At 68.0% G+C, this 25,326-nt stretch carries 17 protein-coding genes; 9 read left to right on the forward strand and 8 right to left on the reverse strand.

The genetic code is table 11. The annotated features are described in order from the left end of the window. Positions 1–38 precede the first annotated feature (38 nt). The 5 genes from mhpA to NAM01S_RS21985 are packed head-to-tail and all read right to left on the reverse strand — an operon-like array spanning position 39 to position 5,737. Positions 39–1,580, reverse strand: a complete 1,542-nt coding sequence (gene mhpA / locus NAM01S_RS21965) for a bifunctional 3-(3-hydroxy-phenyl)propionate/3-hydroxycinnamic acid hydroxylase MhpA (RefSeq protein ID WP_067788105.1) — start codon at positions 1,578–1,580, stop codon at positions 39–41. Continuing rightward, entirely contained in the window at positions 1,577–1,762 is a 186-nt protein-coding gene (locus NAM01S_RS21970; RefSeq protein ID WP_067788107.1) for a hypothetical protein, read from the reverse strand. Before NAM01S_RS21970 ends, mhpA begins: the two co-directional genes overlap by 4 nt. Then, the gene (locus tag NAM01S_RS21975) at positions 1,759–3,672 is read right to left on the reverse strand and encodes an acyl-CoA synthetase (protein WP_067788109.1); all 1,914 of its coding nucleotides are present in this window, start codon (positions 3,670–3,672) and stop codon (positions 1,759–1,761) included. The genes NAM01S_RS21970 and NAM01S_RS21975 overlap by 4 nt, the downstream gene beginning before the upstream one ends. Then, the gene (locus tag NAM01S_RS21980) at positions 3,669–4,607 is read right to left on the reverse strand and encodes a fumarylacetoacetate hydrolase family protein (protein WP_067788111.1); all 939 of its coding nucleotides are present in this window, start codon (positions 4,605–4,607) and stop codon (positions 3,669–3,671) included. The genes NAM01S_RS21975 and NAM01S_RS21980 overlap by 4 nt, the downstream gene beginning before the upstream one ends. After that, complete coding sequence (locus NAM01S_RS21985) at positions 4,604–5,737, reverse strand: VOC family protein (RefSeq protein WP_067788113.1); 1,134 nt, start codon at positions 5,735–5,737, stop codon at positions 4,604–4,606. Before NAM01S_RS21985 ends, NAM01S_RS21980 begins: the two co-directional genes overlap by 4 nt. Positions 5,738–5,871: 134 nt before the next feature. Here NAM01S_RS21985 and NAM01S_RS21990 point away from each other — a divergent pair, with 134 nt between their 5' ends. The 5 genes from NAM01S_RS21990 to NAM01S_RS22005 all read left to right on the forward strand — a co-directional run bounded on the left by NAM01S_RS21990 (position 5,872) and on the right by NAM01S_RS22005 (position 10,390). Then, positions 5,872–6,525 carry a TetR/AcrR family transcriptional regulator gene (locus NAM01S_RS21990; RefSeq protein WP_067788115.1) on the forward strand — a complete coding sequence of 218 codons (654 nt, stop codon included), beginning with the start codon at positions 5,872–5,874 and terminating at the stop codon, positions 6,523–6,525. Between the two features lie 77 nt (positions 6,526–6,602). Beyond that, positions 6,603–7,337 (forward strand): GTP pyrophosphokinase, encoded by a 735-nt coding sequence (locus NAM01S_RS21995; protein ID WP_067788117.1) that lies wholly within the window; start codon positions 6,603–6,605, stop codon positions 7,335–7,337. A 230-nt stretch (positions 7,338–7,567) separates the two neighbouring features. Continuing rightward, positions 7,568–8,245, forward strand: a complete 678-nt coding sequence (locus tag NAM01S_RS22000; RefSeq protein ID WP_067788119.1) for a DoxX family protein — start codon at positions 7,568–7,570, stop codon at positions 8,243–8,245. 352 nt (positions 8,246–8,597) lie between these two features. Beyond that, positions 8,598–8,723 carry a hypothetical protein gene (locus NAM01S_RS36720; RefSeq protein ID WP_255284326.1) on the forward strand — a complete coding sequence of 42 codons (126 nt, stop codon included), beginning with the start codon at positions 8,598–8,600 and terminating at the stop codon, positions 8,721–8,723. Next, complete coding sequence (locus tag NAM01S_RS22005) at positions 8,723–10,390, forward strand: type VI immunity family protein (RefSeq protein WP_067788122.1); 1,668 nt, start codon at positions 8,723–8,725, stop codon at positions 10,388–10,390. The genes NAM01S_RS36720 and NAM01S_RS22005 overlap by 1 nt, the downstream gene beginning before the upstream one ends. 67 nt (positions 10,391–10,457) lie before the next feature. Here the strand turns inward: NAM01S_RS22005 and NAM01S_RS22010 are convergent, their stop codons facing one another. Both NAM01S_RS22010 and ilvD read right to left on the reverse strand, forming a co-directional pair. After that, positions 10,458–10,865, reverse strand: a complete 408-nt coding sequence (locus tag NAM01S_RS22010; protein WP_067788307.1) for a heme-binding protein — start codon at positions 10,863–10,865, stop codon at positions 10,458–10,460. A gap of 243 nt (positions 10,866–11,108) precedes the next feature. Then, the gene (gene ilvD / locus NAM01S_RS22015; RefSeq protein WP_253799063.1) at positions 11,109–12,812 is read right to left on the reverse strand and encodes a dihydroxy-acid dehydratase; all 1,704 of its coding nucleotides are present in this window, start codon (positions 12,810–12,812) and stop codon (positions 11,109–11,111) included. A gap of 549 nt (positions 12,813–13,361) precedes the next feature. On the opposite strand from ilvD, the gene NAM01S_RS22020 reads away from it, so the two are divergent. The 3 genes from NAM01S_RS22020 to NAM01S_RS22030 are packed head-to-tail and all read left to right on the forward strand — an operon-like array spanning position 13,362 to position 22,118. Then, a complete protein-coding gene (locus NAM01S_RS22020) occupies positions 13,362–14,177 on the forward strand; it encodes an alpha/beta hydrolase family protein (RefSeq protein ID WP_067788126.1) in 816 nt (271 codons plus the stop codon). Next, positions 14,174–17,278 carry an ATP-binding protein gene (locus NAM01S_RS22025; protein ID WP_067788128.1) on the forward strand — a complete coding sequence of 1,035 codons (3,105 nt, stop codon included), beginning with the start codon at positions 14,174–14,176 and terminating at the stop codon, positions 17,276–17,278. Before NAM01S_RS22020 ends, NAM01S_RS22025 begins: the two co-directional genes overlap by 4 nt. A gap of 4 nt (positions 17,279–17,282) precedes the next feature. Beyond that, a complete protein-coding gene (locus tag NAM01S_RS22030) occupies positions 17,283–22,118 on the forward strand; it encodes a hypothetical protein (protein ID WP_067788129.1) in 4,836 nt (1,611 codons plus the stop codon). 25 nt (positions 22,119–22,143) lie between these two features. On the opposite strand, the gene NAM01S_RS22035 is transcribed toward NAM01S_RS22030, so the two are convergent. Continuing rightward, positions 22,144–24,006, reverse strand: coding sequence for a hypothetical protein (locus NAM01S_RS22035; RefSeq protein ID WP_157107846.1), 1,863 nt, complete (start codon positions 24,004–24,006; stop codon positions 22,144–22,146). Between the two features lie 342 nt (positions 24,007–24,348). On the opposite strand from NAM01S_RS22035, the gene NAM01S_RS22040 reads away from it, so the two are divergent. Next, positions 24,349–25,263: a cutinase family protein gene (locus tag NAM01S_RS22040; protein ID WP_084483168.1), complete on the forward strand. Its 915-nt coding sequence runs from the start codon at positions 24,349–24,351 to the stop codon at positions 25,261–25,263. Positions 25,264–25,326 lie beyond the last annotated feature (63 nt).

Genomic DNA, 25,326 nt, shown 5'->3' on the forward strand with positions numbered 1-25,326 from the left:
CACGTCAAGTGATGATTTCCTCATAAACGCATCAATGGTCAGCAATCATTCGGCGACGCGAGTGGGCTTTGCGCTGGGGCGAACCGTGGCTGCGCCGCGCACAGGGTCGACGGGTTTCTGCCGCAGCGCTGCACGGCGCCGTCCGGTCGGACGAGCGCGGTCACTCGACCGCGGCGCAGCCAGCGGTGCAGGTCCGTTCCCGGTGCGGCGGCGAGCACGACACCGCCGCGTTCTTCGACCCGCGCCCGATCCTCGGGCGACAGGTCGACCGCGGTGACGATCGCGAACCGTCCGGCGATGATCTCGTCGACCGCTCGCCCATCGGGGAGCCGATCGTTCGGCGTCAGCCGACCGGCCGGGCCGCGTCGCAGCGGCGAAGCGTCGACAAGGCCGGAGCGGCGCAGGGGTGGGGATTCGCCGCTGGTGAGCATGCGAGTGAAGCCGGGCAGGCGGTGCAGTCTGGGCGCGATCAGGCCGCGCAGGCGATTGCCGAGCTCGCCGCCCTGGGTCATGGTCACGCCGGTGAGCTTGGCCAGCCGAATCATGGTCCGCGCGTGTGGCTTTCGCTCGGTCTCGTAGGTGTCGAGCACACGATCGGGCAGCTCACCGCGTAGGACGCCGGCCAGTTTCCAGGAGAGGTTGGCGGCGTCGCGTAACCCCGCGCCCATGCCCTGACCGATGAACGGCGGTGTGAGGTGGGCGGCGTCTCCTAGCAGGAAGATGCGACCGGCGCGCCAGCGGTCGGCGAGCTGGGCGCGAAAGGTGTACGCGGCCACCCGCACCAGTTCGAGGTCCGCGTCCGAGACGCCCGCCGTCCATGGTGCGAGCAGCGGACGCAGCCGGGCGATATCCGCGTAGTCGTCTGCGGTTTCGCCAGGGCGAAGCCGAAATTCCCAGCGGTAGCGCGTCTTTCCTATGCGCATGTAGGTCGCGGCGTGGTCCGGATCGCAGACCTGGTGTACCCCGTCCCAGTGTCCGAGGTCGGCGGTCGTGGCGATGTCCACGACCAGCCAGCGCTGCTCGAACCGTAGATCGCGCATGCGGGCGCCGATCGCACGGCGGACGAGGCTGTTGGCGCCGTCGCAACCGAGGACGTATCGCGCACACACGGATTCGGCGCGACCGCTCGTCCTGTCGGTGAAATCGACACGGACGCAATCGGTCTGCTCCGCCACGGCTGTGACGTCAGCGTTGCCGCGCAGTGTCGCGACGGGGTATCGAGCAAGGTTCGCGCGCAGGATCGCTTCCAGCTCCGGCTGGTCGAACAGGTTCGCCTCCGGATGCCCGCTGCGCGTCCCCGCCGGATCGCGATCGAATTGCGCGAGCACCCGCAGGCTCGGATCGAGCAGGCGCAGACCGAGAACCGGGCGGGAGATGGCGTCGAACTCGTCGCCGACGCCGAGATGCCCGAGGAGGCGGCGGATTTCGCCGTCCAGGTGCACGGCCCGCGGCTGCGGATAAACGTCGTCCCACCGCTCGAGCACGAGGCATTCGATCCCGTATCGGGCCAGCAGGGTCGCCGCGGTGAGTCCGGCCGGGCCCGCTCCGACGAGCACGACGGGGATTATGGGCGTGGTCACGGCTGGACTCCGGCCAGCGTGAGCACGTACGCGACGGCGGCGAGGCCGGTCACGGCCGCCGGTGCGATGTCGGCCGCACCGTCGCCGTCGCGGACGTGCGCCGCGATGGCACCGGCCATCAGCAGCGTCGGACCCGTTCCCGCCGCCAGCACGCCAGCGAGGACAGTCGAGACGATTGTCATTGCGCTACCAGGACTTTCCAGGTGATCGCGTAGCGGCCGAGGATCGCCGCGACTTCCCGCTCGTACGTGGCGGCATCGAGTTCAACCGTCGCGACGACAGCACCGTCTTCGACCGCAGCCGTGACGGCGCGCACTCCGGCGCTGTCCGCAAGTGCCTCGAGCAGCTCGCGGCGGGTCGCGTCGGCGCGCAGTCCCAGCTTGTACGGCTTGCCGACGTCGGTGACCGGCAGCGCGTCGAGCACGGTGACCGTTTTCGGTGCGGCGGCGCGTTCCTGCACCCGCTCGGCGGCCCAGGCGACCAGCTCGTCTTCGGAGACGTCCGCGCCCGCCGTCACAGCGACATAGGCGACGGGCACCTCGCCGGAGTGCGCGTCCGGGCGTCCGACCGCCCCCGCGGCGGTGACCTGCGGGTGTTGCAGGAGCGCGTCCTCGATGGTGGCCGGGTCGATGTTGTGGCCGCCACGGATGATCAGGTCCTTGGCGCGGCCGTGCAGGTGAATGAAGCCGTCGTCGTCGATGTGGGCCAGATCGCCGGTGTTCAGCCGGCCGTCGACCAGTGTGCCGAGACCGTCGACGAGGTGACCACGCTCGTCACGTCCGGTCACGTAGCCCGCGAAAACCGTTGGGCCGCTGATGATCAAAACGCCCGTCTCGCCCACGGGCAGCGTCTCCCACGTACCGTCCTCGGCGACGCGGACGACCGCGACGTGCTGATAGGGCATGCGTTGCCCGACCGCGCCCGGTCGAGGCCGGTCCGGGAAGCTGCGCGCCGACGCGCAGGTCGCCTCGGTGAGGCCGTAGCCCTCCACCAGGGTCACGCCGGTGTGTGTCTGGAAGTTCTCGCGCACCGCGGGCGGCAGCGGTGACGCGCCGACCATCGCGTAGCGCAGGCTGGAGATGTCGGCATCGATCGGGCACTGGGCGAGCACGGCGTACACGGTCGGCACCGCGCTCATCGCGGCGATCCTGTAGTGCGCCACGATGTTCCAGAACTCGGCGTAGAGGGTGAAGTCGCGGTAGCCGAGTGGTCCCGCCCAGACCACCGACTGGCCGCGGAACAGCGGTGCGAGCAGGGTGACGACGAGCGCGTTGACGTGGAACAGCGGTAGCGCGGCGAAGACGACCGCGTCCTCGTCGAGCAGTGAGTTGGCGGCGATCATCCACGCGTTGGCGACCTCACCGGAATGCCGGTGCGCGGCCAGCTTCGGCACGCCGGTGGTGCCGCCGGTGTGGAACAGGGCCGCCAGATCCGAGGCGGTGGGCGGCACTCCGACGAAACGCGACGAATCTTGCTCGGCCGCAAAGGCATCGAGATATCCGACGCGCACACCGGAGATGGCGGGCAGCTCGGGCGCTTGGTCCACCGCAGCGGTGGGTCGCAGCACCAGCAGCGCGTCCACCAGTCCTCGCGCGGCGAGCTCACGCGCGCATGCCCAACTCTCGGCGGCGAGTTCGGGCCCGGCGACGATCAGGATTCGACCTCCGGACCGGCCGAGCAACTCGGCGATGTGATCACGCGAGAGACCGCTGTTGATCGGTGCGGCGATGCCTGCCAGCTGCGCGGCGAGGGTTGCGGGGATCAGCTCGGCGCAATTCGGTGCGATCAGCGCCACCGCGTCGCCCCGGCGAACCCCGAGCTCGTGCAGGAGGTTCGCATACCGGTGCACGTCGGCGAGTAGTTCGGCGTAGCTGCGACGCAACGGTTCTCGCCAGCGCGCGGCCTCGGGCAGCACGCTGAACGCATCGCGTCGCGGCCACCGCGCCGCGGCACGGACGAGCAGGGCGTAGGTGGATTCGGGCAGACCGCGCGCCGCCAAGGGCACTGATTCGATCGCGGCCAAATCCGCCGGATCGGCGTAGCGAGGCCAGAGGAGGTCTTCGGCGGAGGTCTCGAGCGTCGTCTCGGTCACCGGGCGTACCTCACGACCGTGCGCTGGCGGCCCAGATCGAGCACACCGTCGTCGGTGCCGATCGCGGCCTCGACGACATCGCCGTCTTTCAAGTACTTCGGATTCTTGGCCTGGCCCTTGAAGAACATCTTCCACTTGACCTTCGGCGGCAACAGCGAACCGATGATCTCGATGGGCTTGGCAGGAGCGCTGATCGCCGTGCCGACCGGTGTTCCGGTCAGCAACAGATCACCGGCGTCCATTCGCTGGAACCGGGTCAGTGCGCGCAGCGCCTCGACCGGCCGGTAGATCATGTCGGCGACCGTCATGTCCTGGCGCACCTCGCCGTTGACCCACAGCCGCAACCGCAGATCGGTGAACCGCTTCAACTCGTCGGCCTCCAGCAAGACCAGCGCCGGACCGACCGGGGTGAACGTCGGATACGACTTCGCCTCGTAGAACTGCGTTTTCGGCAACTGCACGTCACGAGCGGAGATGTCATTGGTGACGACCAAGCCAGCGATATAGTCGGCCAGATTCTCCGCGTCGATCTCCGAGCCGACCGGCATCTCGCGGCCGAAGACCAGGCCGATCTCCACTTCGTAATCGAGCAGGTTCACGTGGGCGGGGCGGATCACGTCGTCGTGCGGGCCGCTGATCGAGCCGGAAGCCTTGCGGAAGAACGTCAACGGCACCGTCTCCGGATCCATGCCCGAGTCCTTCACGTGCGAGGCGAAGTTCGTCATCTGCGCCACCACCCGGCATGGCACGGTCACCGGCGAGATCAACGAAAGACTCTCCACCGCAACAATGTCCGAGCTGGCAGCTGCGGCCGCGATCGCCGCGCGGTCGGCGAGCAGCTCCCGCGTGGTCGTCGCGGCGGTGTCGATGCGGGCCGCGCCTGCGGGTGTGCGCACCCACCAAGCGTCGGCGGTACGGAGAACGGAAACACTCATGAATTGGCTACTTTCAACAGGCCGCCCAAGCGGCGGAGATCGAATTCGTTGTCCTCGCGCAGCGCGTCGACGATCGCGCGCACCTCGCGCAGCGACTCGGCGCCCGGCGAGATGCCGAGGAAGTCCTTCGTGGCGGGCGGACCCCACTGCGCGAGACCCGAGGCACTCATCGGTGCCCAACCCGGCTCCACAGTGCAGTCGAACATGTCGCCGTCGCTGAAGTGCTCGACCAAGAAGCCATCCGGGTCCCGCCAGTAGTCGAAGATCTGGCTGCCCTGGATGTGGCGGCCGATCCCCCACGACCGGCGGTAACCACGCTCGCGCAGGTACTCACCACCCGCGGCCAGCGCGTCCAGATCGGCGACCTGAAACGCCGAGTGCACGTATCGGTTGGACGGCCCCAAAGTCAGCGCGAGCGTGTGGTGATCGGCCGGAGTCGAACCCCGATCGCAGCGGATGAAGCTCATCACCGGCCCCCGCTCGCGCTGTCCCGGGTAGTACTGAAAATCGCTGACGATCATGCCGAGAGTCCCCAGGTACCAGTCCAGCGTCTCCCGGTACCTGGTCGACTGGACCACCACGTGCCCGAGCCGCTGCACCCGCGCGGGCACCCGCGGCGGCCGCTGCGTGGCGTTCACCCGCACCACGTCGTGCCCGAGATTCAGCACATGCGGCTGCTGCGCGGGCAACGCGGGCAGCCGATGCGTCTCGGCGACGACCCGGACTCGCAGCCCGCTCGGATCGACCAGATCGACGGCCGACCCGCCGAGCGACTCCGGCAGCGGCGCCACCTTCGAGCCCGTCGCGGTCGCCAGTCGCAGCAAATCGGCGGAGTCAGCGGCCTGGAACGCCGGACCGACGAACCGCGACCGCGCGCCGCGGCGGATCAGCACGCAGGGCGAGCCCGCGTCGGTGCCGCGCAACCACACCTCGTCGGCCGTTCGATGCGCCGTCGTGAAGCCGAACGCGTGCGCGAAGGTCTCGGCGCCCGCCAGATCGGCCTTCTCGAACTCCAGCCACGCGAGATCGAGGACCTTCACCACCGGATTGCGCGCTCGGCCCGGATGCTCACCCGCCAACGCGCCGCGCTCGCTGTGCAGACCGCTGTGCACATCGTGCTGGCTGCTCATCGACCACTCCCTTCCAAGTTCTGACGATATCGTCACTCACGACCGATCGTTCAGTCAAGGCTTCTGACAAATTCGTCACTACTGACCCGGGCGCTACTATGACGTGCGAAGACGTCAGGGAGAGGTGGACTGCGATGACCGGTTCGGAACCCAACCGCTTGGAGCGCCGCAAGGCGCGCACCCGCGCAGCGCTGGTGAGCGCGGCTCAGTCGCTGCTGGCCGAGGGCAGGCTCAATGTGCCGATCCTGGAGATCACCCAGGCCGCGGACGTCGGCATGGGCTCGTTCTACAACCACTTCCAGAGCCGGGAGGACCTGTTCCACGCCGCGGTCGAGGAGGCGCTCGACCGGCACGGCGCGGTACTCGACCTGCTGTGCGAGGACCTGGACGACCCCGCCCAGGTGTTCGCCCAGAGCTTCCGCCTCACCGGCCGCCTGCACCGCCGCAACCCCACGCTGAGCAAGGTGCTGCTCGCCGATGGGCTCGGTCTCGTGAGCTCCGAGCGGGGACTCGCGCCCCGCGCCCGTCGCGATATCGAAGCGGCGGCCAACGCGGGACGGTTCCAGGTCCGCGACTCGGAGCTGGCCATGACCATCGTCGCGGGCGCCGCGCTGTGCCTCGGCAGGCTCCTGCACGACAACCCCGAACGCGACGACGCCGAGGCCGCCGATCAGGTGACCGAGGACCTGCTGCGCATGTTCGGTCTGCCCGCCGACGAGGCCGCCGAGATCTGTCGCCGACCGCTGCCCTCGCTCGACGCCGCGCCCCAGGACGGCACCGCGGCCTGACGCCTCAGCAACGTCTCAGCCCGTGGTGGCAGACTGGCTGGACACGGCAGATCCGGATTGGCGGGATAGCGATACTGATGGATTCACCGAACACCGTGCGCGACGACGACCTGGCACACTTTCGCACCGAATTCGCCCGATTCATGATGTCGTACCAGTTCGTCACCTCGGAGTTGATGACCAAGATCAACATCCTCAAGGACGAGTTCACCTACATCCACAAGTACAGCCCGATCGAGCACGTCCGATCGCGGCTGAAGTCGCCGGAGAGCATTCTGCACAAGCTGCGACGCAAGAACATCCCGATCACCCTGCCCGACATCCGTAAGAACATCGTCGACATCGCGGGCGTGCGCATCACCTGCAGCTTCATCCAGGACACCTACCGGATCGCGGACATGCTGACCAGCCAGTCCGACGTCACCGTCAACGAGGTGCGCGACTACATCGCCAACCCCAAGCCCAACGGCTACAAGAGCCTGCACATTTTGCTCGAGCTGCCGGTCTTCATGAGCGACCGCGTCGAGCACGTGCCCGCCGAGTTGCAGATCCGCACCATCGCGATGGACTTCTGGGCGAGTCTGGAGCACAAGATCTACTACAAGTACGGCGGCGAGATCCCGGACGAGTTGCTCACCGAGCTGACCGACGCCGCCGACGCCGCGAACCGGCTCGACATGCGGATGGAGCATCTGCACGAGCGGGTCGCGCAATCCCGGCTCACCGCGCCCGGCGAAGAGGGCGCGATCCCGCTGCCCGCTCCGGTCGAACTCCTGGAGTCCCTCGCGCGCGAGCACCGCATGAACCGCTAGCGAGCGGCAAACCTCAGAACCACCGCGCCGCGATCGCATTTCGGCCCGGCCCGAACACGCGGCCCCGAATGCCGTGCGGCAGCTACCGATTCCGCTAATCTCTGCGGGGTTGTTTCCAGCCCTGCGCGTTACGCGGGCTGATCGAAGTCTTCGCTCCGAGTTGTCCACGAGCTCGGGTCCATTGGTCTCTGGCAGCAGTCGATGTTGGTTGGAGGGCGCATGCGCAGTTCATGTTCGGGAGTCAGCACCGCGACTGGTCGGTGCGGTGGGCGGGATGGTCGGTCGCCGCGTCGATGTGGTGGCCGCCGATGATCTGGATCGTTGTCGAGCTTTTCGTCCGGCTGGCCATCGGGGGCCTGCTCGTCCTGGCCGGGATCGCCAAGTTCTCCACCACGGCGGCGTGGCGAGTGGACTGGCTGGACTCCTACAAACTGCTCCCGCGTCCCTTCCTGCTCCCGATGGCGTGGCTGACGCCGCTGACCGAGGTGGTGGTAGGCGTGATGCTCGCGCTCGGCGCTTTCGGACGCGCCGGCGCGATCGCCGCGATCGCGACGTTGGGCATCGTGACCGCCGCGGTGGTGATCGCGCTGATCCGCGGGCAAGAAGTCTCGTGCGGATGCCTCGGCAAGGTAGGAACCCTGATCTCCTGGCCGGTCGTGGTCCGCAACATGGTGCTCGTCGCCGCGCTCGTCGTGGTCGCCCTGCGCGGAGTGAGCGGTCCGAGCATCACCGAATTCGGCCCTGCGGTCCAGGTTGTCGTAATCGCCGCCATCACCGCCGCGCTGAGCCTGATCGCCCACCGACGCCGGCCACCCGAATCAGCGGCCGATCCCCTCGCGGTGCCGCAAACCGAACCGGCCGATCTGCCCTTTCCTCATCCACCCGCATCCCAGGAGGCCCACTCGTGATCGCGCGCCGCGATGTGCTCCGCCGCCTCGGGCTCACCGCCGTGTTCACCGCCACCATGTCGGCGCTCACCGCGGTCTTCCCCGAAGTCGCCAATGCCGCCTGCGTCGAAAACGGCTGCAAATGCCGACCGGGGACGTCACCGGGGGTGTATTGCGGTTGGTGTTACGCCGTAACCCATGCCGGTGAAGGCGGCGCCTGGAGCGACGTCTTCCAGTGCGCCTCGAATGGGAGGTGCTGCCGCTGGGGTCCCCGCCCCAGTTGCGCCGACTCCGATAGCTATACGCCGTGCGGCTGATCCCTGAATTCCACTGAGCTCGCGGATCGAGCTATCGGTCGGGGGACCCCTCTACGATGCCGTTGACACCCGAATTCGTTGGGGGCCGCAGAGACCTGGAGATCGATATGCAGCTTTCGTACAACGCACATGGACTGGGCGGGCTGCGGGAGGACAGCCAGTTCGACCGGGTTCGCGGCTGATGCTCGAGGCGACCATTTCTCGGATTCTGACCGTGCTGTCCGAGATCGCCGAGCGCGAGGGGGACGACCCGGGGCCAGGGCCGCGCCCGCCCGCCTCGACGCCCGCCGTCGCCGAGGCCCGGCGGGCACGGGGCGGCGATTTCTCGCCGGAGTACCTGGACTTCTTGCGCCTGCACGACGGTTGGCCGGAATTCCCCTGGGGCAGCACGTTATTCGGCACGAAGGAGCTGACCAACGACGAGACCTACCCGTACTACGAGGAGACGCTGGAGGACTGCGAGGCGCCCGACGAGTTGATGGACGCCCTGATCGTCGGCGCCTCACACAACGATCCTTCCGTGGTGCTGTTGCTCGGCACCGGCGAGGTGGTCGATTTCCTGTACGAGGAGCGTGCCAGGTATCCCGGCTTCGGAGCTTTCCTGACCGACCGGCTGACCGCGGTGGAGTCCTATCTGGCGCGGCTGGTGCAGCGTGAGCAGGACGCGCGCGCCGACTGGACCCCGGCGCATCGCGAAGCGAAGGAGGCTCGGCTTCTCGAGGAACTGCGCTCCGCGTCGACCACCCGGCCTCGCGCGGCCGTCCCGGTTGCTCCGGCACCGCAGGCGCACGACCCGATGCCTGCTGTCGTCGAGCCCGGCGATCTGAGGGTGGGCAAGAAGGAACCCAAGGCGTCGGTGATGCTCAACTCGGTGCTCTACCTCGGCTCCTATCCGTCGCCGGACGAGGTGATCGGCTGCTTCCGGGCCTTCCGCCGTCATTTCCCCGTCGATGGCGATATGGTCTGGGCCGTGCCGAACGCGTTCGGCGGCTTTCCCGAGGACGCCGAACATCCCGACGACGAGTCGTGGGAGGCGCAGATGCGCGTCGATGTCGGCGGTCATTTCGGAATCCGAGTCTTGGTGCGGGTTGGGGCCACGGCTGAGCGCTCCTACACCCTCAACGTCCGCGGCATCCCGCCCACCGACGACAACCGCACGCGGGCCTCGTTCTGCGAAGTCATCGTTCCCGTCGACGAGGATCCGGAGCGGCTCGCACGGCTGACGGCCGAGTTGACCGAGCTGCTGCCGGTACGGTCCGGCCACGGCGGATACAGCGCCTACGTCTGGGACCACGACGCCGCCAACGATCCGTACCAGCACGTATTTTCTTGGTGCCGCCGCTTTTTCGCCCTCGACGTCGGACAGGTCGACGGCTGGCTCGAAGCGACGACCGAGCGGGTGGTGGGCGCCGGCTGGCTGACCGTTCTCGGACCCGCCTTCCTCACGCACCTGTCGGGCACCGCACTGCCGGTCTTCATTACCCCCGGCATCACCGTGACCCGCGCACAGGGTGGCGGGGTCGTCATCCAGGCGGGCGAGCGCCCTTCCCTCGGCGACGTGCACCGCGGCGAGTTCCCCCTCGCCCTGGCCGAGATCGACCGGTATCTGCTGCCGCTGAAAGCTGTTGGATGGCACCACACATCGACCTGGTGGCCCGCGCCGGGCCAGGTCTGGCAGGTGACCTACGACGAACTACCCGGCGGCTTCGCCGACCACCGCGCCACATCGGCCTGGCTGACCCGCCTCATCGACCCGCAACGCTTCCTCGGCCCCACCGCCCACGAGCAAGGCGAGGATCTTCTCGACCAGCCTCCCCCGACGCGCCCGCCCAGGCATACACCCGGCTGATCGACAACTGCTGCACGACCACCTCGCCTTCCGGCACTCCCGCTCGACGCGGTTTGTCGGTGAACGGTCAATCCCATTGGGCGACAGCGGCCGTGCCGATCTTATGGTCGATGATCGAGGAGGCCGCACCGGATACACCCAACGCGCCGAGCACTGTGCCACCGACCCGGATGATCACACCCCCGCCGTTGGGCACCAATGAGTGTGTCCCCGATTGCCGCGGCCCACCAACCAACGGCTGCCCCTCCGGTGTCGCGGTGGTCATGTGCACCGTGTCGAACCCCAGCGCAATCGCCGCTTCCGCCTTACGTTTCGCGATCTCGGTCGTATACCGCGCCGCACCATCCATGCACGCGAAGGCCACCATCTTCCCGCCGACCTCCACAACCGCAACCGCCACAGCCTCCCCCAACTCCCCCGCCACCTTCCGAGCGGCCGAGATCACCGAGTCGGCCTGGTCAAGCGAAATGCCCATGCCCCCATCCTCCTCCACCCCACAGCCCGGTAGCCGCGGCGCCGTCGGCGCCGACACCGACCGCGTTCAACCACGTAGACCGGTACGCCGACGCCGCGTCACCTCCTGCGGTGCGCCGGGGCAGCCGCGCTGTCGGCCGAGGTGCCGTGTCGTCGGTGGCGGCGCAACACCACCGGATATCGCCGAGTTCGTAGCGACCGCTGCACGCGCTGGAATCACCTACTGCCCCAGCGCCTTCAGCCGTCAGTCGCAGACGGCACCGCCGGAGGCCGAGCCGACCAACTTCGTGTACTTGGCGAGCACACCTCGGGTGTAGCGCGGCGGCAACGGTTTCCAACCCTCGCCGCGCTGAACGAGTTCGCTTTCGTCGACCAGCACATCGAGCTTGCCCGCGGCGACGTCGAGGCGAATGCGGTCGCCATCGCGCACGAACGCGATCGGGCCGCCGTCGACCGCTTCCGGAGCGACGTGCCCGACGCACAGACCGGTGGTGCCGCCGGAGAACCGCCCGTCGGTGAGCAGCAGCACGTCCTTGCCGAGGCCCGCGCCCTTGATGGCCGCGGTGATGGCCAGCATCTCACGCATCCCCGGACCGCCCTTGGGCCCCTCGTACCGGATGACGACCACGTCGCCCGCCGTGATCGTGCCGTCCTCCAGCGCGTCCATCGCGGCTCGCTCGCGGTCGAACACCCTTGCCGTGCCGACGAATACATCCGAGTCGAAGCCCGCCGACTTGACCACGGCGCCCTCGGGCGCGAGGGTCCCGGTGAGGATGGTGATGCCGCCGGTGGGATGGATCGGCGAGGCCATCGCGCGGATCACCTTGCCGTCGGGGTCCGGCGGGATGATCTCGGCCAGGTTCTCCGCCACCGTCCGGCCCGTCACGGTCAGGCAGTCGCCGTGCAGCAAACCGGCGTCGAGCAGCGCCTTCATCATCACCGGCACGCCGCCGATGCGGTCCACGTCGGTCATCACATGCTTGCCGAAGGGTTTGACGTCGGCCAGGTGTGGCACTCGGCGACCGATCCGCGCGAAATCGTCCAGCGACAGGTCGACGTTCGCCTCGTGCGCGATGGCGAGCAGGTGCAGCACCGCGTTGGTGGAGCCGCCGAAAGCCATGACGACCGCGATCGCGTTCTCGAACGCGGGTTTGGTCAGGATGTCGGAGGCGGTGATGCCCTGCCGGATCAACTCCACCACCGCCTCGCCGCTGCGCCGGGCATAACCGTCGCGGCGGCGGTCGGTCGCGGGCGGCGCCGCGCTGCCCGGCAGCGACATGCCGAGCGCCTCGGCCGCGCTGGCCATGGTGTTGGCGGTGTACATACCGCCGCAAGCACCCTCGCCGGGGCAGATGGCCCGCTCGATGGCGTCGACGTCGTCACGGCTCATCAGCCCGCGCGCGCAGGCGCCGACCGCTTCGAACGCGTCGATGATCGTCACCTCGCGCTCGCTGCCGTCGGAGAGTTTCGCGATGCCGGGCAGGATCGAACCCGCGTACAGGAACACGCTGGACAGGTTCAACCTGGCCGCCGCCATCAGCATCCCCGGCAGCGACTTGTCGCAGCCGGCGAGCAGCACCGAGCCGTCGAGCCGCTCGGCCTGCATCACCGTCTCGACACTGTCGGCGATCACCTCCCTGGAGACCAAGGAGAAATGCATCCCCTCGTGTCCCATGGAAATGCCGTCGGACACCGAGATGGTGCCGAACTGCATCGGGTAGCCGCCCCCGGAGAAGACACCGTCTTTGCACCCCTGGGCGAGCCGGTCCAGCGACAGATTGCACGGCGTGATCTCGTTCCACGACGAGGCCACCCCGATCTGCGGCTTCTCCCAGTCCGCATCCCCCATACCGACCGCACGCAACATCCCGCGCGCGGCGGCCCTCTCCAGTCCGTCGGTGACGTCGCGGCTACGCGGTTTGAGATCGACCTTCTGATTCTCGGACACGATTCCCCATCATCCTCGCTCCACCCCGATTACGCCGCCGACCACGCCGAACGTTCTTCGACTCGGCGCGGCGGCCGGAGCGAACGGTCGATGGCGCGCGCACGACCGGGCGCCAGCTCGGACGAGCAGCACCGCCCCTCGATGGGCTCGCGGAGAACTCCAACTCGGCACCGATCCCGCCCTACACTTCGACACCCATCCGACCGGCCGACACCGAGTTGCCACGTGTTGTCGGATGACCGATAGCGACGTCATCGAGGCAGACGAAAGCTCTCACCCACGGGCGCTTCGTGTGGTAAATATCTTTCAGGGGCAGGGGATTCGGGGCTTCCCTGCGGCAAACGATCTGCCGTGAAGGGCCATCGATGACTGTTGTTCTGCCGCTTGGCGCAGCCTTCCCACCGGCGTATCGGACGCCCGAACTGTCGCATGGGTCGAATCCCGAAATCCTGAGACTTCAGCCGAACAACTTGTTTGCCAACCGATTTCGCGAACACACCCGGTGCAAACACGTTCACGTCGTATTCGTTCGATCGCCTGAGGAGGACCATGGCCGACATCGTCGCGATTCATGGCATACAGCAGCACCGCTCGTCGCGCGAAGCGATGCACGACGCTTGGCTGGCCGCGATCGTCGAGGGGCTACGCAATGTCAGGAGTGTGCACGCCGATTCGCTGACCCTCGAATGCGCCTTCTACGGACACGAGTACAACGACGGCAAATCCGGAGCCGAACCAAGTTACGCCGCAATAGATGTGAAGCCAGGCCTCGAAGAAGAACTCGTCGAGGCGATCGCGGCCGCGCTGCCCGAGGCCGACAGCGAGGGGAAGAAGCTGTACCTTCCCAACACCCTCCAGAAAGCTCTCGTCGCCATACAGGCGAGTCGATTGTTCGAAGGCGTCGACTCGATACTGATCTCCTTCGTCAAACAGGTTCATCGATATCTGACAGACGCCGAGTTCCAGGCCCGCGTTCTCGACGAGTTCTCGCGCGCGATGGCAGGATCGCCGCGTCTGGTAATCGGGCATTCCCTGGGCAGCGTGGTCGCATACGACTGGCTGCAACGCAACGAGGTCGACAGTCCGCCCGCGCTGATCACCCTGGGATCACCACTGGGTTTCGAGGCGATCCGCAGGCGACGCCACCAGCCCCAGGACCGCTCCCGGTGGCCCGGTCGTGTCCCCTCGTGGACGAACATCGCCGCGGGCCACGATGCCGTTGCCATGGTCAAAAAGCTTGCGGCACTGTATCACCCGGATATCGTCGACCAGCCCTGCGACAACTCGCGCAGCGCTGCCCATTCGGCGATCAGCTACCTGAAGAACGTCCGCACCGCCCGCGCGATCGACAAGACACTCGGATGAGCGCGCGCCAGCTGTTCTGTCTTTCCGGCGTAAGCACGTACACGGAGCAGGAGGACCTCGACGGGGTGCCCGACGAACTCCGGACCATGCGAAAGGCATTGACCAGACTCGGGCTGACGGAGTTGGCTTCGTTCACCGAGGACGAACGCGGCCACGGCGACCTCCAACGCGAATTGTTGACGTGGGCCTCGCGGGGAGAGACCACCGAGGACCATCAGGAAACCCTGCTGATCTACTGCACCGGCCACGGGGTGATCGCGGACCAGTCCCGATTTCGCCTCGTCGAATCCGATGGGCGCCTGTTCGCGCCGCAGGAGGTGCTCACCGCGTTGGCCGAGCGGAGGACCTTGCGTCAAGTGGTGCTCATTCTGGATACCTGCAATGCCGGACAAGGTGTCGACGCGGCGCTGAGCAGTGCGCGCGAACCACTGACGAACACCGCGCAGCGTGTGGAATTCTGGGCGATAGCTTCGAGCAGGCGACTGGAGACCGCCGCGCAACGAACATTCGCCTCGGCCTTCGCGAAGGCACTGCGACGAAACTCGAAGCCCTCCTGGACCGTCGGCCACTTCGAACCGACGCACCTGGCCAAAGAGATCGACAGCGCACTCGGGTCGGGCCAGTCGGTGTGGCTCGCCGCGGCGCATTCCACGACCGGGTGCCGCGTGCTGCCGAACCCATGCCACCAATCCTCGTCCTTGCCAGTCGAACTTCCCATCACCAGCAACTGGGCGGCCGCGGCACGCGGGGTCTCGGCCGCGGACAAGCCCGGCTACTTCTTCACCGGGCGAGCACGTGAAATGCGCATGTTGCGTGAGCACATCGCCGGAGCAGGCATCGCGACAACAATCGTCGTCACCGGCGCCATCGGTTCGGGAAAGAGCGCGCTGCTCGGAAACGTCGTCCTCACCGCCGAAGGGTCTGCCGCCCTCACCACGGAAGCGCGCTTGCGTTGGCCCGCGCTCTCGGTCAGGGTGCTCACCGGCAGGGGCGCGCGCAATTCCGTTGTCCGGCAGCTCGCTCGACAACTCGATAGGGCGGACGCCACCGTCGCCGAGGTGGAATCGGCGCTGCGCGAATCGCCGAAGCCGATCGCTGTCGTCCTCGATCAGCTCGTCGAGGAGGACGGCGAGTCCTGGGACGACATCCTCACTCTCGCCGCCGTCCCTAGCGTTCGCCTGGCGGTCGGCTTGCCGCCGCGGTCGGAACTCCTTACGCGGGCGGGTCATCCGGTGATCGATCTCGACGAGTCCGGTGCGGACATCGACGCGGATATCGGCGGCTACCTGGCCACCCGATTTCGTCTGGTGCACCAGGACGAATCCGAATCGACATTGCGCAACCTGGTCGCGAACGCCGAACGATGGGGGCCGGGTTTCGCCGTCGCCGTCGCCGGGTGCGACGCCTACGCCGAAGCCAGGGCAGGCCAAGCCCGCTCGGCCGCCGAGCGCACCGCGAAGCGGGCGGCGACTGCCGCCGCACGCAAGATCTGCCGGGCCATCCTGTTCGCCGATCTCGCGGAGGACGCGGGTTCGGTGGTCGACGCGCTCAGTGCGCTGTGCTCCTTCGACGAGTCGATCGCGGTGCCCGCCCACGAGTGGGCGGCCGTGGCGTCGAAATCGTCCGGCGCACTGATCACCGCCGAAGCGGTCACCGCCGCCGCCGCACAACTCGGTCGATATGTGAAGTGCGAGAAGGGTTCCCAAGGCGCCGACCGCTGGCGTACCACCTTCCATCCGTACGGCTCTTCGGACCGGAAGCGCCGATCGGCGGATATGAAGCCTGCCGAGCATTTCCTCGCGCTGCTCCCCCAGCTCACCGATCCGTCTCGAGTCGAATGGGACACCGTCGACCCTTCCGTATTGCGACTCGTCGCATGGGGTCTGGCACTGCAAACGGGTAGTGGCCGACTGCTCGACGATCCCGGCTTCTTGCTCAGCGCGCCGGCCGGTCTCGTGGCGGCCGCCGTGCGGAAGCTGACCGACGGCGCGGATCGCACCCGCCGATCGCTGGTGGCCGGCGTTGTTTCCGAGGAGGGCAGCCTCGCCGACCGGGCGTTGCTGCTCGACATCGCGAGCCACCGTTTCGGGCTGGCCGCGGTCGCGACCGCGGTACGGACACGCTGTCGGCCCGCGCACGAAGTCGGTTGGGTCCACCCCGCCAGACCGCGCACCAGCCGCTTCGCCAGGTTCACCACCGATGCGGCGGGCACGATCGCGATCACCCTCGACGACAACGACGTACTCGAGTTCTGGAACCCGAAAGACGGTGGGGCCGTGCGCTCGCCGGTCCGCCTGTCCGGTGTGCCCTGCGCGATCAGCGCGGCGCGGCTTGCCGACAGTACCGTCGCGCTCGTCTCGACCTGGGACGGCGACGTGTGGTCCGTCCCGTGCGACAACGAGGCGGAGCCGGTGCGCAGGCCAGATCTCGCCCGCCTTGCGTCGACGGCGGCGCCGCCGGGTGAATTGCATGTCGCTCTGCACCGAAGCGGGCGAGTACTCGTCGGATCCGGCAGTCGAGTGTGGAGCAGCGAAATCGCCTCCGGGCTGCCCGCACGACGCGCGGTCGCACTCGAATCCGAGCTGCACTCGATTCTGGTGGCCGGGTCCGTGGACGATCCCGTCGGGTGGTTGGTGACCAGTACCGGCCGTGTCCGAAGACTGCGGCTCGCGCCCCTGTCGGAATCCCAAGTGGCGCATTTCCCCGTGTCTCCGAGACCGCTTTTCACCGCGGCCGCACCGGGCGGCGATGCCATCTTGATCATCGACGTCGGCGGCGGATTGCATCTGCGGGGCGCCGAGGGCGACAGCGAGCGCCTCGGTGGCGAACGCGCTCCGAATATCCGTGCCGCTGCGGCCGATTCGCGCATGGTCGTGGTGGGCGGCGGCCCGACCGGAGGTCGCGGGTGGCTGCAGATTCATCACCGCGACGGATCCGAACGTGTGCTCGACGTACCGCTCGACGACCCACCGATCGGGCTCGCGGTGCTGGACTCCGGCGACCTCCTGGTTGCTCGGCCATCCGGATTGCTGACCATGGCGTCGACCCCGCGGGAACTCGACCGACCGGCCGACACCGCCCTCGAGGAATGGGCAAGGTGACATCATGACCACATCCCGGCCCGAACTCCCGACCGAGTACCGGTCCACCCGCGAAAAACTCGTGGCCGGGCTGGTTCTCATCCGAGCCGTCGTCGCCGGGGACGTGCCGTCCGAGCCTGCGTGGTCAGCCGTCGTCGACGTCGCGACTCTCGTCCGCCGCCTGCTCGACGACGAGAGCGAAGGCCTGGATTCCCCGGCATCGGAGCTAGTCGTCTGGAGTCGGATGGTCGCGACTCCGGCTGAGCTCGAACGCATTTCGGATGTGCCCGGCGCCGACAGGCTGTCGGATGATCTGTTGCTCGGTCTTTGGGAGCTGGCCGAGCACATGAAGGCAACGACCACACCGCCCGCGGCGCTCCACAGCGAAGGGCCGGAAATCATCGTCGAGCAGCCGGACGGCCGGGGCGTCCTGCTCACGACGCACGAGGAATCCGGTACCGACTGGGTGCAGCGGCTGCCGGAGAGCTCGGACGAAACGGTGAAGGCGGCGTTGCGAGCCACAGTGGGCGCCTTTCCTTCGGTGTGGCCTGCCGCGTGGCCGACCGAAACGGACCTGCCGCGATCGGTGTGCTGGCCCCCGGACGTGCCCTTCGCCGCACCGGCCACCACACTTCCTGTCACTCTCTGGCACCTCGGCAGAATCACCGGGCTGGGTGACCCGCAGCCACTGAGCGCGGGCGAGATCATCGGCGAAGAGTGTCACCCGCTGGTCGGTCACGCGCTGGCCACGCGAAAGCGAGCCGCCAAGGCTTCGGGGAGGTCACTGCTCGCTCCGACCGAGAACGGATGGCGCCTGTTCTGTCCCGACGAGACGGAGAAAGCGCTGAGCGGCCCCCTCACGCTCGCCTCCGCAGCCGCGGCGGTCTGGGGTGCCGACTGGACGCGCTGGCTTCGCGAACGGCACGCCCACGAGTTGGCCGCGGCGGGATGGCGGGTGATCGACTGGCACGTGACGCCCGGCCACCCGCCGATCGCGGATCTCGACACCACGCAAAGCCTCAAGCTGGCGAGGTACTTCACCGAGAACAACGCACCGACGGTCGCGATCCTCGGCGGAACGCCCGGGAGCGGCAAGAGCACCGCGGTACGCAGGCTCGCGACACTGCTGTCGACACGTAAGCGCAACCCGCGAGCGGTGCAGGTCATCGAACACAGCGAAAACCACGAGCTGCCCGACAAATACGAGGCGGCGGCAGTCGGTGCGCATGCGCTCGGCGTACTCGAGAATCCCACCGAGCGGCCTGTCCTCGTCTTCGAGAACCTCCAACCGATCGGCGCGGACAACGTCGACGAGGTATTCGAGCACGTGGCCCGCGAGTTGAAGGTCGCTGTTCTCGCTGTCCTGCAGGACAGCGAAGACTCCCAGATCGACTGGCAGACCAAGAATCTGTTCACCGTGACGTCGGTGGTCGGCCCGGCGGCGCGCAGGCTGTTCGTCGACAACCTCGCGATGTCGGACGCCTCCCTCGACGCGGCGGCGGCGCACGCGCTGGTCGGCCGTGGCGGTGATCTTCGGCGAATCACCCAGGCGCTGTCGAGACAGGACCCGGACGCCCGGGTGGCGGCGCGCTTCGCCGAGCTCGCGAACAGCGAACGCGAGCCCCTCGTGCGGGCGGCCGCGTTGAGCCTGATGCGCTGCGAGATCCCGGCCGAGCAGCTCGACGCACTGGAAGCCGACGATCGCGACCTGTTCGGCGTCACGGTCGACCCGGAAAAGTCCACTATTCGCTTGGCCGGTATCGATGACAGTCTGCAACTGATCGACCTGTATCGGGAAAGTACCCAACGTGATTCGGCGCGCGGCGGTGAGTCGCTCGTCCAGCGCCGCAACGCGACGATCACCGACCTGCTCGCGCCGGTGCTCACCACCGCACTGCGCGACAACAGCGCCGAGGTAGCCGCTCTGCTCATCGGTTCCCGGCTGTATCACCGCGCGGTGTGCGAGCAACTGCTCCAGCGAGCGGAGGACGACGAACTCCTGGCGGGGTGGTGCTCGGCCGCGCCACTGATGAGCGTCGTCCGCACTCTCGGACTCATCGATGTGCTACCCGAACAGATGACGCGAACGATGGTCGAGAAATTGCTCGGTCGCCTCGATTCGACATCGGCGGTGTGGCATCCGACGCGCCTGCTCGCCTTGATACGCGCCGTACAGGACACCGCTTTCGTCATTTCCGATCAGACCACCGACGAGTTCGCGCGATGGTTGGTAGCCGTCGTCGACAGAATCATCGCCGATCGAACCGGCTTCCCCGAGGAACGGTTCGCGCTGCTGCTCGAGCTGGAACGGATCGATAGCGAAGCCGTGAAATCCCTTCTCGCCGAACGGTTCTTGGATGTCCTCGGCGGCCTGCGGGTCGATCAGGTCTCCAGTTACCGGCTGGTGCGGAAAGTGCAGAACATGCAACGCCGCCTGCTCTGGAAATCACCCAATGACGTGCAGGACTTTCCCATCGGCCAGGAATACGCGGTGCAGGATCTGCTGACCCACGATCCCCATGAGCAGGACGGAGTCGGAGTACTCATCGAATCGATGAGCCTGCACCACGAGTTCGAGAACGGTGAGCTGGAAGTCCTTTTCCAGTCGTATGAGGTGCCGCTGACCGCCGCGATGCGATTCGCCACCGCCGCGGAGCTGGCGGACGTGCTGAACAGCGTCTACACGACCAAGCCCGCTTTCAGCTGGTGGTTGCTGAGCAATTGGCACGACTTCCTCATTCAGGCGCGCAGTCTGATGCGCCGATCCGATCCGATGGAAGCCGCGACCCTGTTGCGGACGATAGCGAGATCGCAATCCCTCACTGCCGCACGCATTCTGTGCAGGTCCGGCGATCAGGTCGATGCCGGACTCGTACGAAGTTTCGCCAACCGGATCAAGAGCAACGACGACGCGCTCGGCGCCGGCCTGCTGCTTTCCGCGACGCACGCGGTCGGGGGGATGTTCCATGCGTGGCGCAGCTCGTTCGCCGCGGACCTGGCCGAGGAGATCGGCGAAGACACGATCAGGAAGATGATCGTCGATCCGCGGATGTCGGCCTGCTATCAACTGGTCAAAGCGCTCTGGGAAGTCGGGGCCAGCTATCGCGACCGAGTGCTGGATCTGGTGCTCGAGCAGGTCGTGCAGTCGGTCCGTCGCGGACGCAAGCATTGGGGCGCGGAGATCGCGCTGCTGCTCGCCGCCGACCCGGAACTCGGTGAGCCCGCTTTCCGCAGGCTCCGTGCAGAGATTCCACCGGAGCAGATCGTGCAGCTCATGTTCCGCGGCAGTACTGCGCACAGCCGGGTGATGTTTCACCGCCTCGGTCGTGTCCTGTACCCCGAAGTCGCCACCATGTACCGCGATCAGTGGGAGCTGCACGCATTCGTGGAAGGGCTGAGCAAATCGGCTCCGACTGCCGCACTCGCCGTGTGCGCAGAGGTCGCGAAGACTCTCGGGGACGCCGACGTGCCGGGCGCGGGCGCGATGATATTCGAGGCGAGCGGCGGGGCAGAGGTTTGGGCTCGACGCCTCGGACGCGGACGAAACCCCGATCGTTTCGTCCACGGGTTCGACAACCTGATCGCACTGGACCGCGCGTGCGCGCGCGAAGTGGTCGAGAAGCTGCGCGATACACCCAGCCGTTTCCGAATCGGCGATCGCCGGCTCGATACGCTCGCGGCGTTGTTGCGCGCCGCGATGCTGCACGACTCCGTCACCGCGTCCGCCCTCGTCCGTTCGATTCACGAGACGAAGCCCGAACTCGCCCCCGTGGTATTCGGCGAACTCACCGAGGACAGCCACCTGATGTACGTCCTCGACGGTGATCTGGTGAATCTGCAGGATCCGGTCCTCCAGGCCACCGCGGCGCGCAACTTCGCGCGGGCCGGTCTGTCCCGCGGCACGCGGCAGGCGAAGTGGATCACAGCCACATACCGCTCGCGCGTGCAGACCGTCAAGATGTTCGCCAGCCCGCGACGCGCGGACGCGCTCGTGTGCATGCTCGAAATCTGGGACTTCCGTTGGGGTTCCGCCGCGGTCGACCAGCTGGACCTCAGTCGAATCGGACGTCGAGTTCGCTTCGGGCAGGTGGCCGATCTCGGCCCCACGGTCGGCTTGATCCGCACGCTTTGCGCTCTCGACCGAACGGTCGAGGCCAACCAGATTCTCGACGATCTGCTCGCCACCGACGTCGCCACCATCGCGGAGAGCGCCACGCTGACGACCTTGTGTGAATTGACCGACATCCTGCAACGGCTCAGAACGGAAGCGGTCCCACGCACCTTGCGGATTCTGCGAGACGCCGTCGATCGAACGGTCCAACGGTCGGTGCTGTTGGACGAACGTCGGTTCTGGCAGCACGTCGGCAGGGCGCTGTGGACACTACGGCACACACCAGGGGGCCGGGTGTCCCGTGGCCCGATCAGCGAGCCGAGGGTTCGGCCGAACATCGCGCACAGCACGGTTCTCGCCTGGGTAGCGGCCGAGCTCGACCAGCCGGGTTGGGGCGACGACGCACGGGAGCGCGCCTACCGCAGATTGGGGAACGAGCGCCTCGCCGCACCGGTCGATCAAGCCCAGGTGCTACTGGCGACGGCCAATGGCTGGGCGCCGGAATTGCGGTCCTCCGTGACCGGTACCGGCTTGGAACGGTTGCCCTTCTGGCTTTTGCGGATGCTCTACCAGCAGGCGAAAGACGACCGGGAACTCCGTCTGCTGCTCGACGCCTGCGAGCCCGCGATCCGCGCCGAGGTCTTCCGTGACATCGCGCGACCGGACTGGGACGCCAGCAGGATTCGGCTGGCCATCGGCGCTTCCCGCCACTTGCGTGGCACAGCGTCCGACGACGCGGCGCCGCTGTGAAATCGGAGTAGCGCACGGGTCGCGTTCAGCGGTCGTAGGAGGCGACACCGACCGGCCCCACGCCGACGCACACACCGAGACCTGTTGTGTAGGAACCTATCCGAAGGAACGATCCGCCCCCGACCACGCGGACGTACACCGTGTGCTGCCCGGCTCGGACCGGGACGACGACCGGCCGCCCGCGCTCGAGGCCGACGGTGATCTGCCCGTCTCGGTCGGCGACGTAGTTCAGCTGCGCGGTCCAGTTGTTGTCGAGCATGGGACCGTCCAGCGGAAGCGTGACCGGTGTCGGGCCCGCGATCCGGTAGTCGCAGGCGGGGTCGGGGCCGGGGCGGATGTGCCGGTTCCACCAGACGACGGCGTCCACGATCTCGCCCGTGTCGGTGATCATGCGCAGCCGAGGTGTCGAGTCGGCGAACGCGGTGGGCGGCGCGACCGGTGCGAGCACGTTCTCGGCGAGGTTCTGCGGATAGGCGTAGGGCGCGAGGACGGCCCATGGCACTTCCTGCTCCAGCAGCGGCGCGTCCTGTTCGCCGAGCGCGGCCGTGACGTTGGTGAGGTAGGTGCGGGTCGGTCCGATCGCCCAGGCCCGCGCGAAGGTCAACGAGGACCACAGGCTGCTCACCACGAACGCCACCGTGAGCACCGCCATCGCGGGCGCGACGAACCGCCGCGCCCACAGCTCGGAGTCGCGGGGCCGCGCCCGAAGCACCAGCGCGCCGGCGAGCGCCATCACCACCGCGACATCGGCCAGATACCGGAGGGATTGCATGATCTCGGTGGCGGTGTTCGGTCCGCTGCGGATCAGCGCGAGCGGCAGCTGCACCACAACGACGTAGACCGCGACCGTCACCAAGACCGCCGTCACCCGCCGGCGCAAGAAGACGGCGACCACCGCGAGCACACCGAGCGCCACCCAAGCGAAAGCGACCGCCCAGTCCGGCGGAGCCGCCCACGGCGTGGCGGGCAACCACCGCTCCCACACCCAGGGCCCGCCCGACAACGCGGGCACGACACCCAGCGACGTGGCGCTGCGCAGCAACTCCCCGACATCGTGCCCGTCGCCGTGCACGGCGGCGACATCGACGACGCTGAGATACACGCCGAGCCACGCCACCAGCGCCACACCGCAACCCACCCACAGCATCGCCCCGCGCCGGGCGACCGTTCGGATGACCCCGGCGTGACCGTCCACGTGGTGGGTCAAGGCGGCGGCCGCGAACGCCACGAACGGAACGACCACCGACTTCTCGAAGGACAGCAGCGCCGCGACCAGGACGACGATCCCCGACACCGCGTACCGGCGCCGCCCGGTGCGCACCAGCAGCACCGCGTCACCGATCACCCAGGCGAGGGCGAACTGCAACGGCAACGCGTTCAACGCCGCCGCCCACCACGCGAACGCGGGCAGCGTCAGCGGACACACCAGGTAGAGCACGAGCGGCACCAGCAGCGCGCGGCGTTTGCCCACCACGATGATCAGCATGCGCAGCACCGCGAGCGAGGCCGCGAGTTGTAGCACGATCAGCGAGAGCACCGGCCCCGCCCACGCCAGCGGCGCCGCCTTTGTCACCAGCCACGCCGTGGCGAAAGCCAGCGGCATGAAGTGACCGTCGTGGTCGTAGAGCAGCAGGTCCGCGGAGAACAACTCGTAGCGACCGGCGCGCCCGACCAGAACGAGGTCGTCCCAATAGAAATAGCCGCGGCCTGCGATCCAGCCGCGCAGCGCCACCTGCGCCACGACGAGACAGCACGCCACGAGGACCACGGCGCGCGGGGTCGAAGCGGTGAGCGCCGTCCGCGCCCGCCGCGACCACCCGCCGACCGGCGGTAGGCCGCGCGCGGAGACGACCGGCGCCGGACGCTCGCCGATGCGGACGTCGGTCATCGCGCGCACTCCTGTTCGCGATCGTGCTCTGCCGGGCGTGGTCCGAGGATCGTTGGCTGGATCCCCGCGCCCAGTCTGCCCGAAACCTCACCGCACGGTCCCCGCCGGAGCACCGTCGAAGGACGCGCCCACCGCCGGTCGGCACCGCCGCTCGGGCGCTCGCGCCGACACGGGTGGGGCAATCCTCGAGCATCACCGTGCACAAACGAAACTTTCCGCCACAATATTGTCTGTCCCCCCGGACGATTTCCGACGCACTCGTGCCTACCTGAAAGACAACGACACCGGCGCTCGACCCGAGAGCCGTCGTCCTCGCCCACCAGCGAACACACGGAGTACGCGATGTTTACTCGATGGACGAACACAGCCGCCTGCGCGGTGGCGACCCTCGCCGCAGTCCTGTCGCCCGCCGTCACTTCCACCACCGCACACGCCAGCCCGCCGCACTGCCCCGACATCCACGTCGTGGCGGTTCCCGGGACCTGGGAGACCTCGAAAACCGAACCGGGCAAGGGGATGTTGGCCGCCGTCGCCGACGACCTGCCCGGCGACGTCTGGACCGACTACGTCGCCTACACCGCGACCGCGTTCCCCTGGGAAGGCGAGGTGTACGGCCGGTCCAAGCGCGAAGCCATCGACACCGCCCGCGCGCTCATCGCGGACACGGCCCAGCGCTGCGCGACGACGCGGTTCGCGCTGCTCGGCTACAGCCAAGGCGCGGACGCCGCAGGCGATCTCGCCGCCGAGATCGGCACCGGGCTCGGCGTTGTCTCGCCCGACCGTGTCGAACTCGTCGGCCTGATCGCCGACCCGCGCCGCTCCCCCACCGACACCCTCATCGGCCCGCCGGTGCCCGGCGCGGGCGCGGGCGGCCCGCGCCTGGGTGGATTCGGCTGGCTGACCCCGCACACCTTCACGTTCTGCGCCCCCGGCGACCTGTACTGCGCGACCCCGGACGGTGACTACGCCGCCCGAATCGCCGGATTCTTCGCGCAGGTCTCCAACCCGGACCCCGCCCTGTTCGACAAGTACCAGCAGCAGGCGGGCGAACTCATCAACGACGCCATGGCCGCGGGCGGTTTCGGGCTTCTGCACGACCAGCTCAACAACTCGGCATACGAGGAGCGCAAGAAGCAGATCGATGACTTCCTGGCCTCCGGCGCCCACCAGTGCTACCCGACCTACCGGGTCGCCGCCGGGGGTGCGACCCCGCTCACCTGGTTGCGTCAGCGTCTGGTCGGTCTCGCTCTGCGTTGATCGGCGCTCGCGGTAATCGTCGGGCACGAGTGCGAAATCGCGAGGTCAGGGAGCCGTCCCGCC

The organism is Nocardia amikacinitolerans NBRC 108937, assembly GCF_001612615.1.
GTDB classification, from domain to species: domain Bacteria; phylum Actinomycetota; class Actinomycetes; order Mycobacteriales; family Mycobacteriaceae; genus Nocardia; species Nocardia amikacinitolerans.

Coding starts and splice junctions, on each gene's coding strand:
- NAM01S_RS21985 (WP_067788113.1), bottom strand. CDS start 5,737: ATGAGCAGCCAGCACGATGTGCACAGCGGTCTGCACAGCGAGCGCGGC.
- NAM01S_RS36720 (WP_255284326.1), top strand. CDS start 8,598: ATGCCGTTGACACCCGAATTCGTTGGGGGCCGCAGAGACCTGGAGATC.
- NAM01S_RS22010 (WP_067788307.1), bottom strand. CDS start 10,865: ATGGGCATTTCGCTTGACCAGGCCGACTCGGTGATCTCGGCCGCTCGG.
- NAM01S_RS22025 (WP_067788128.1), top strand. CDS start 14,174: ATGAGCGCGCGCCAGCTGTTCTGTCTTTCCGGCGTAAGCACGTACACG.
- NAM01S_RS21970 (WP_067788107.1), bottom strand. CDS start 1,762: ATGACAATCGTCTCGACTGTCCTCGCTGGCGTGCTGGCGGCGGGAACG.
- NAM01S_RS21995 (WP_067788117.1), top strand. CDS start 6,603: ATGGATTCACCGAACACCGTGCGCGACGACGACCTGGCACACTTTCGC.
- NAM01S_RS21980 (WP_067788111.1), bottom strand. CDS start 4,607: ATGAGTGTTTCCGTTCTCCGTACCGCCGACGCTTGGTGGGTGCGCACA.
- NAM01S_RS22035 (WP_157107846.1), bottom strand. CDS start 24,006: ATGACCGACGTCCGCATCGGCGAGCGTCCGGCGCCGGTCGTCTCCGCG.
- NAM01S_RS22020 (WP_067788126.1), top strand. CDS start 13,362: ATGGCCGACATCGTCGCGATTCATGGCATACAGCAGCACCGCTCGTCG.
- NAM01S_RS22000 (WP_067788119.1), top strand. CDS start 7,568: ATGTTCGGGAGTCAGCACCGCGACTGGTCGGTGCGGTGGGCGGGATGG.
- NAM01S_RS22040 (WP_084483168.1), top strand. CDS start 24,349: ATGTTTACTCGATGGACGAACACAGCCGCCTGCGCGGTGGCGACCCTC.
- NAM01S_RS22030 (WP_067788129.1), top strand. CDS start 17,283: ATGACCACATCCCGGCCCGAACTCCCGACCGAGTACCGGTCCACCCGC.
- NAM01S_RS21990 (WP_067788115.1), top strand. CDS start 5,872: ATGACCGGTTCGGAACCCAACCGCTTGGAGCGCCGCAAGGCGCGCACC.
- NAM01S_RS22005 (WP_067788122.1), top strand. CDS start 8,723: ATGCTCGAGGCGACCATTTCTCGGATTCTGACCGTGCTGTCCGAGATC.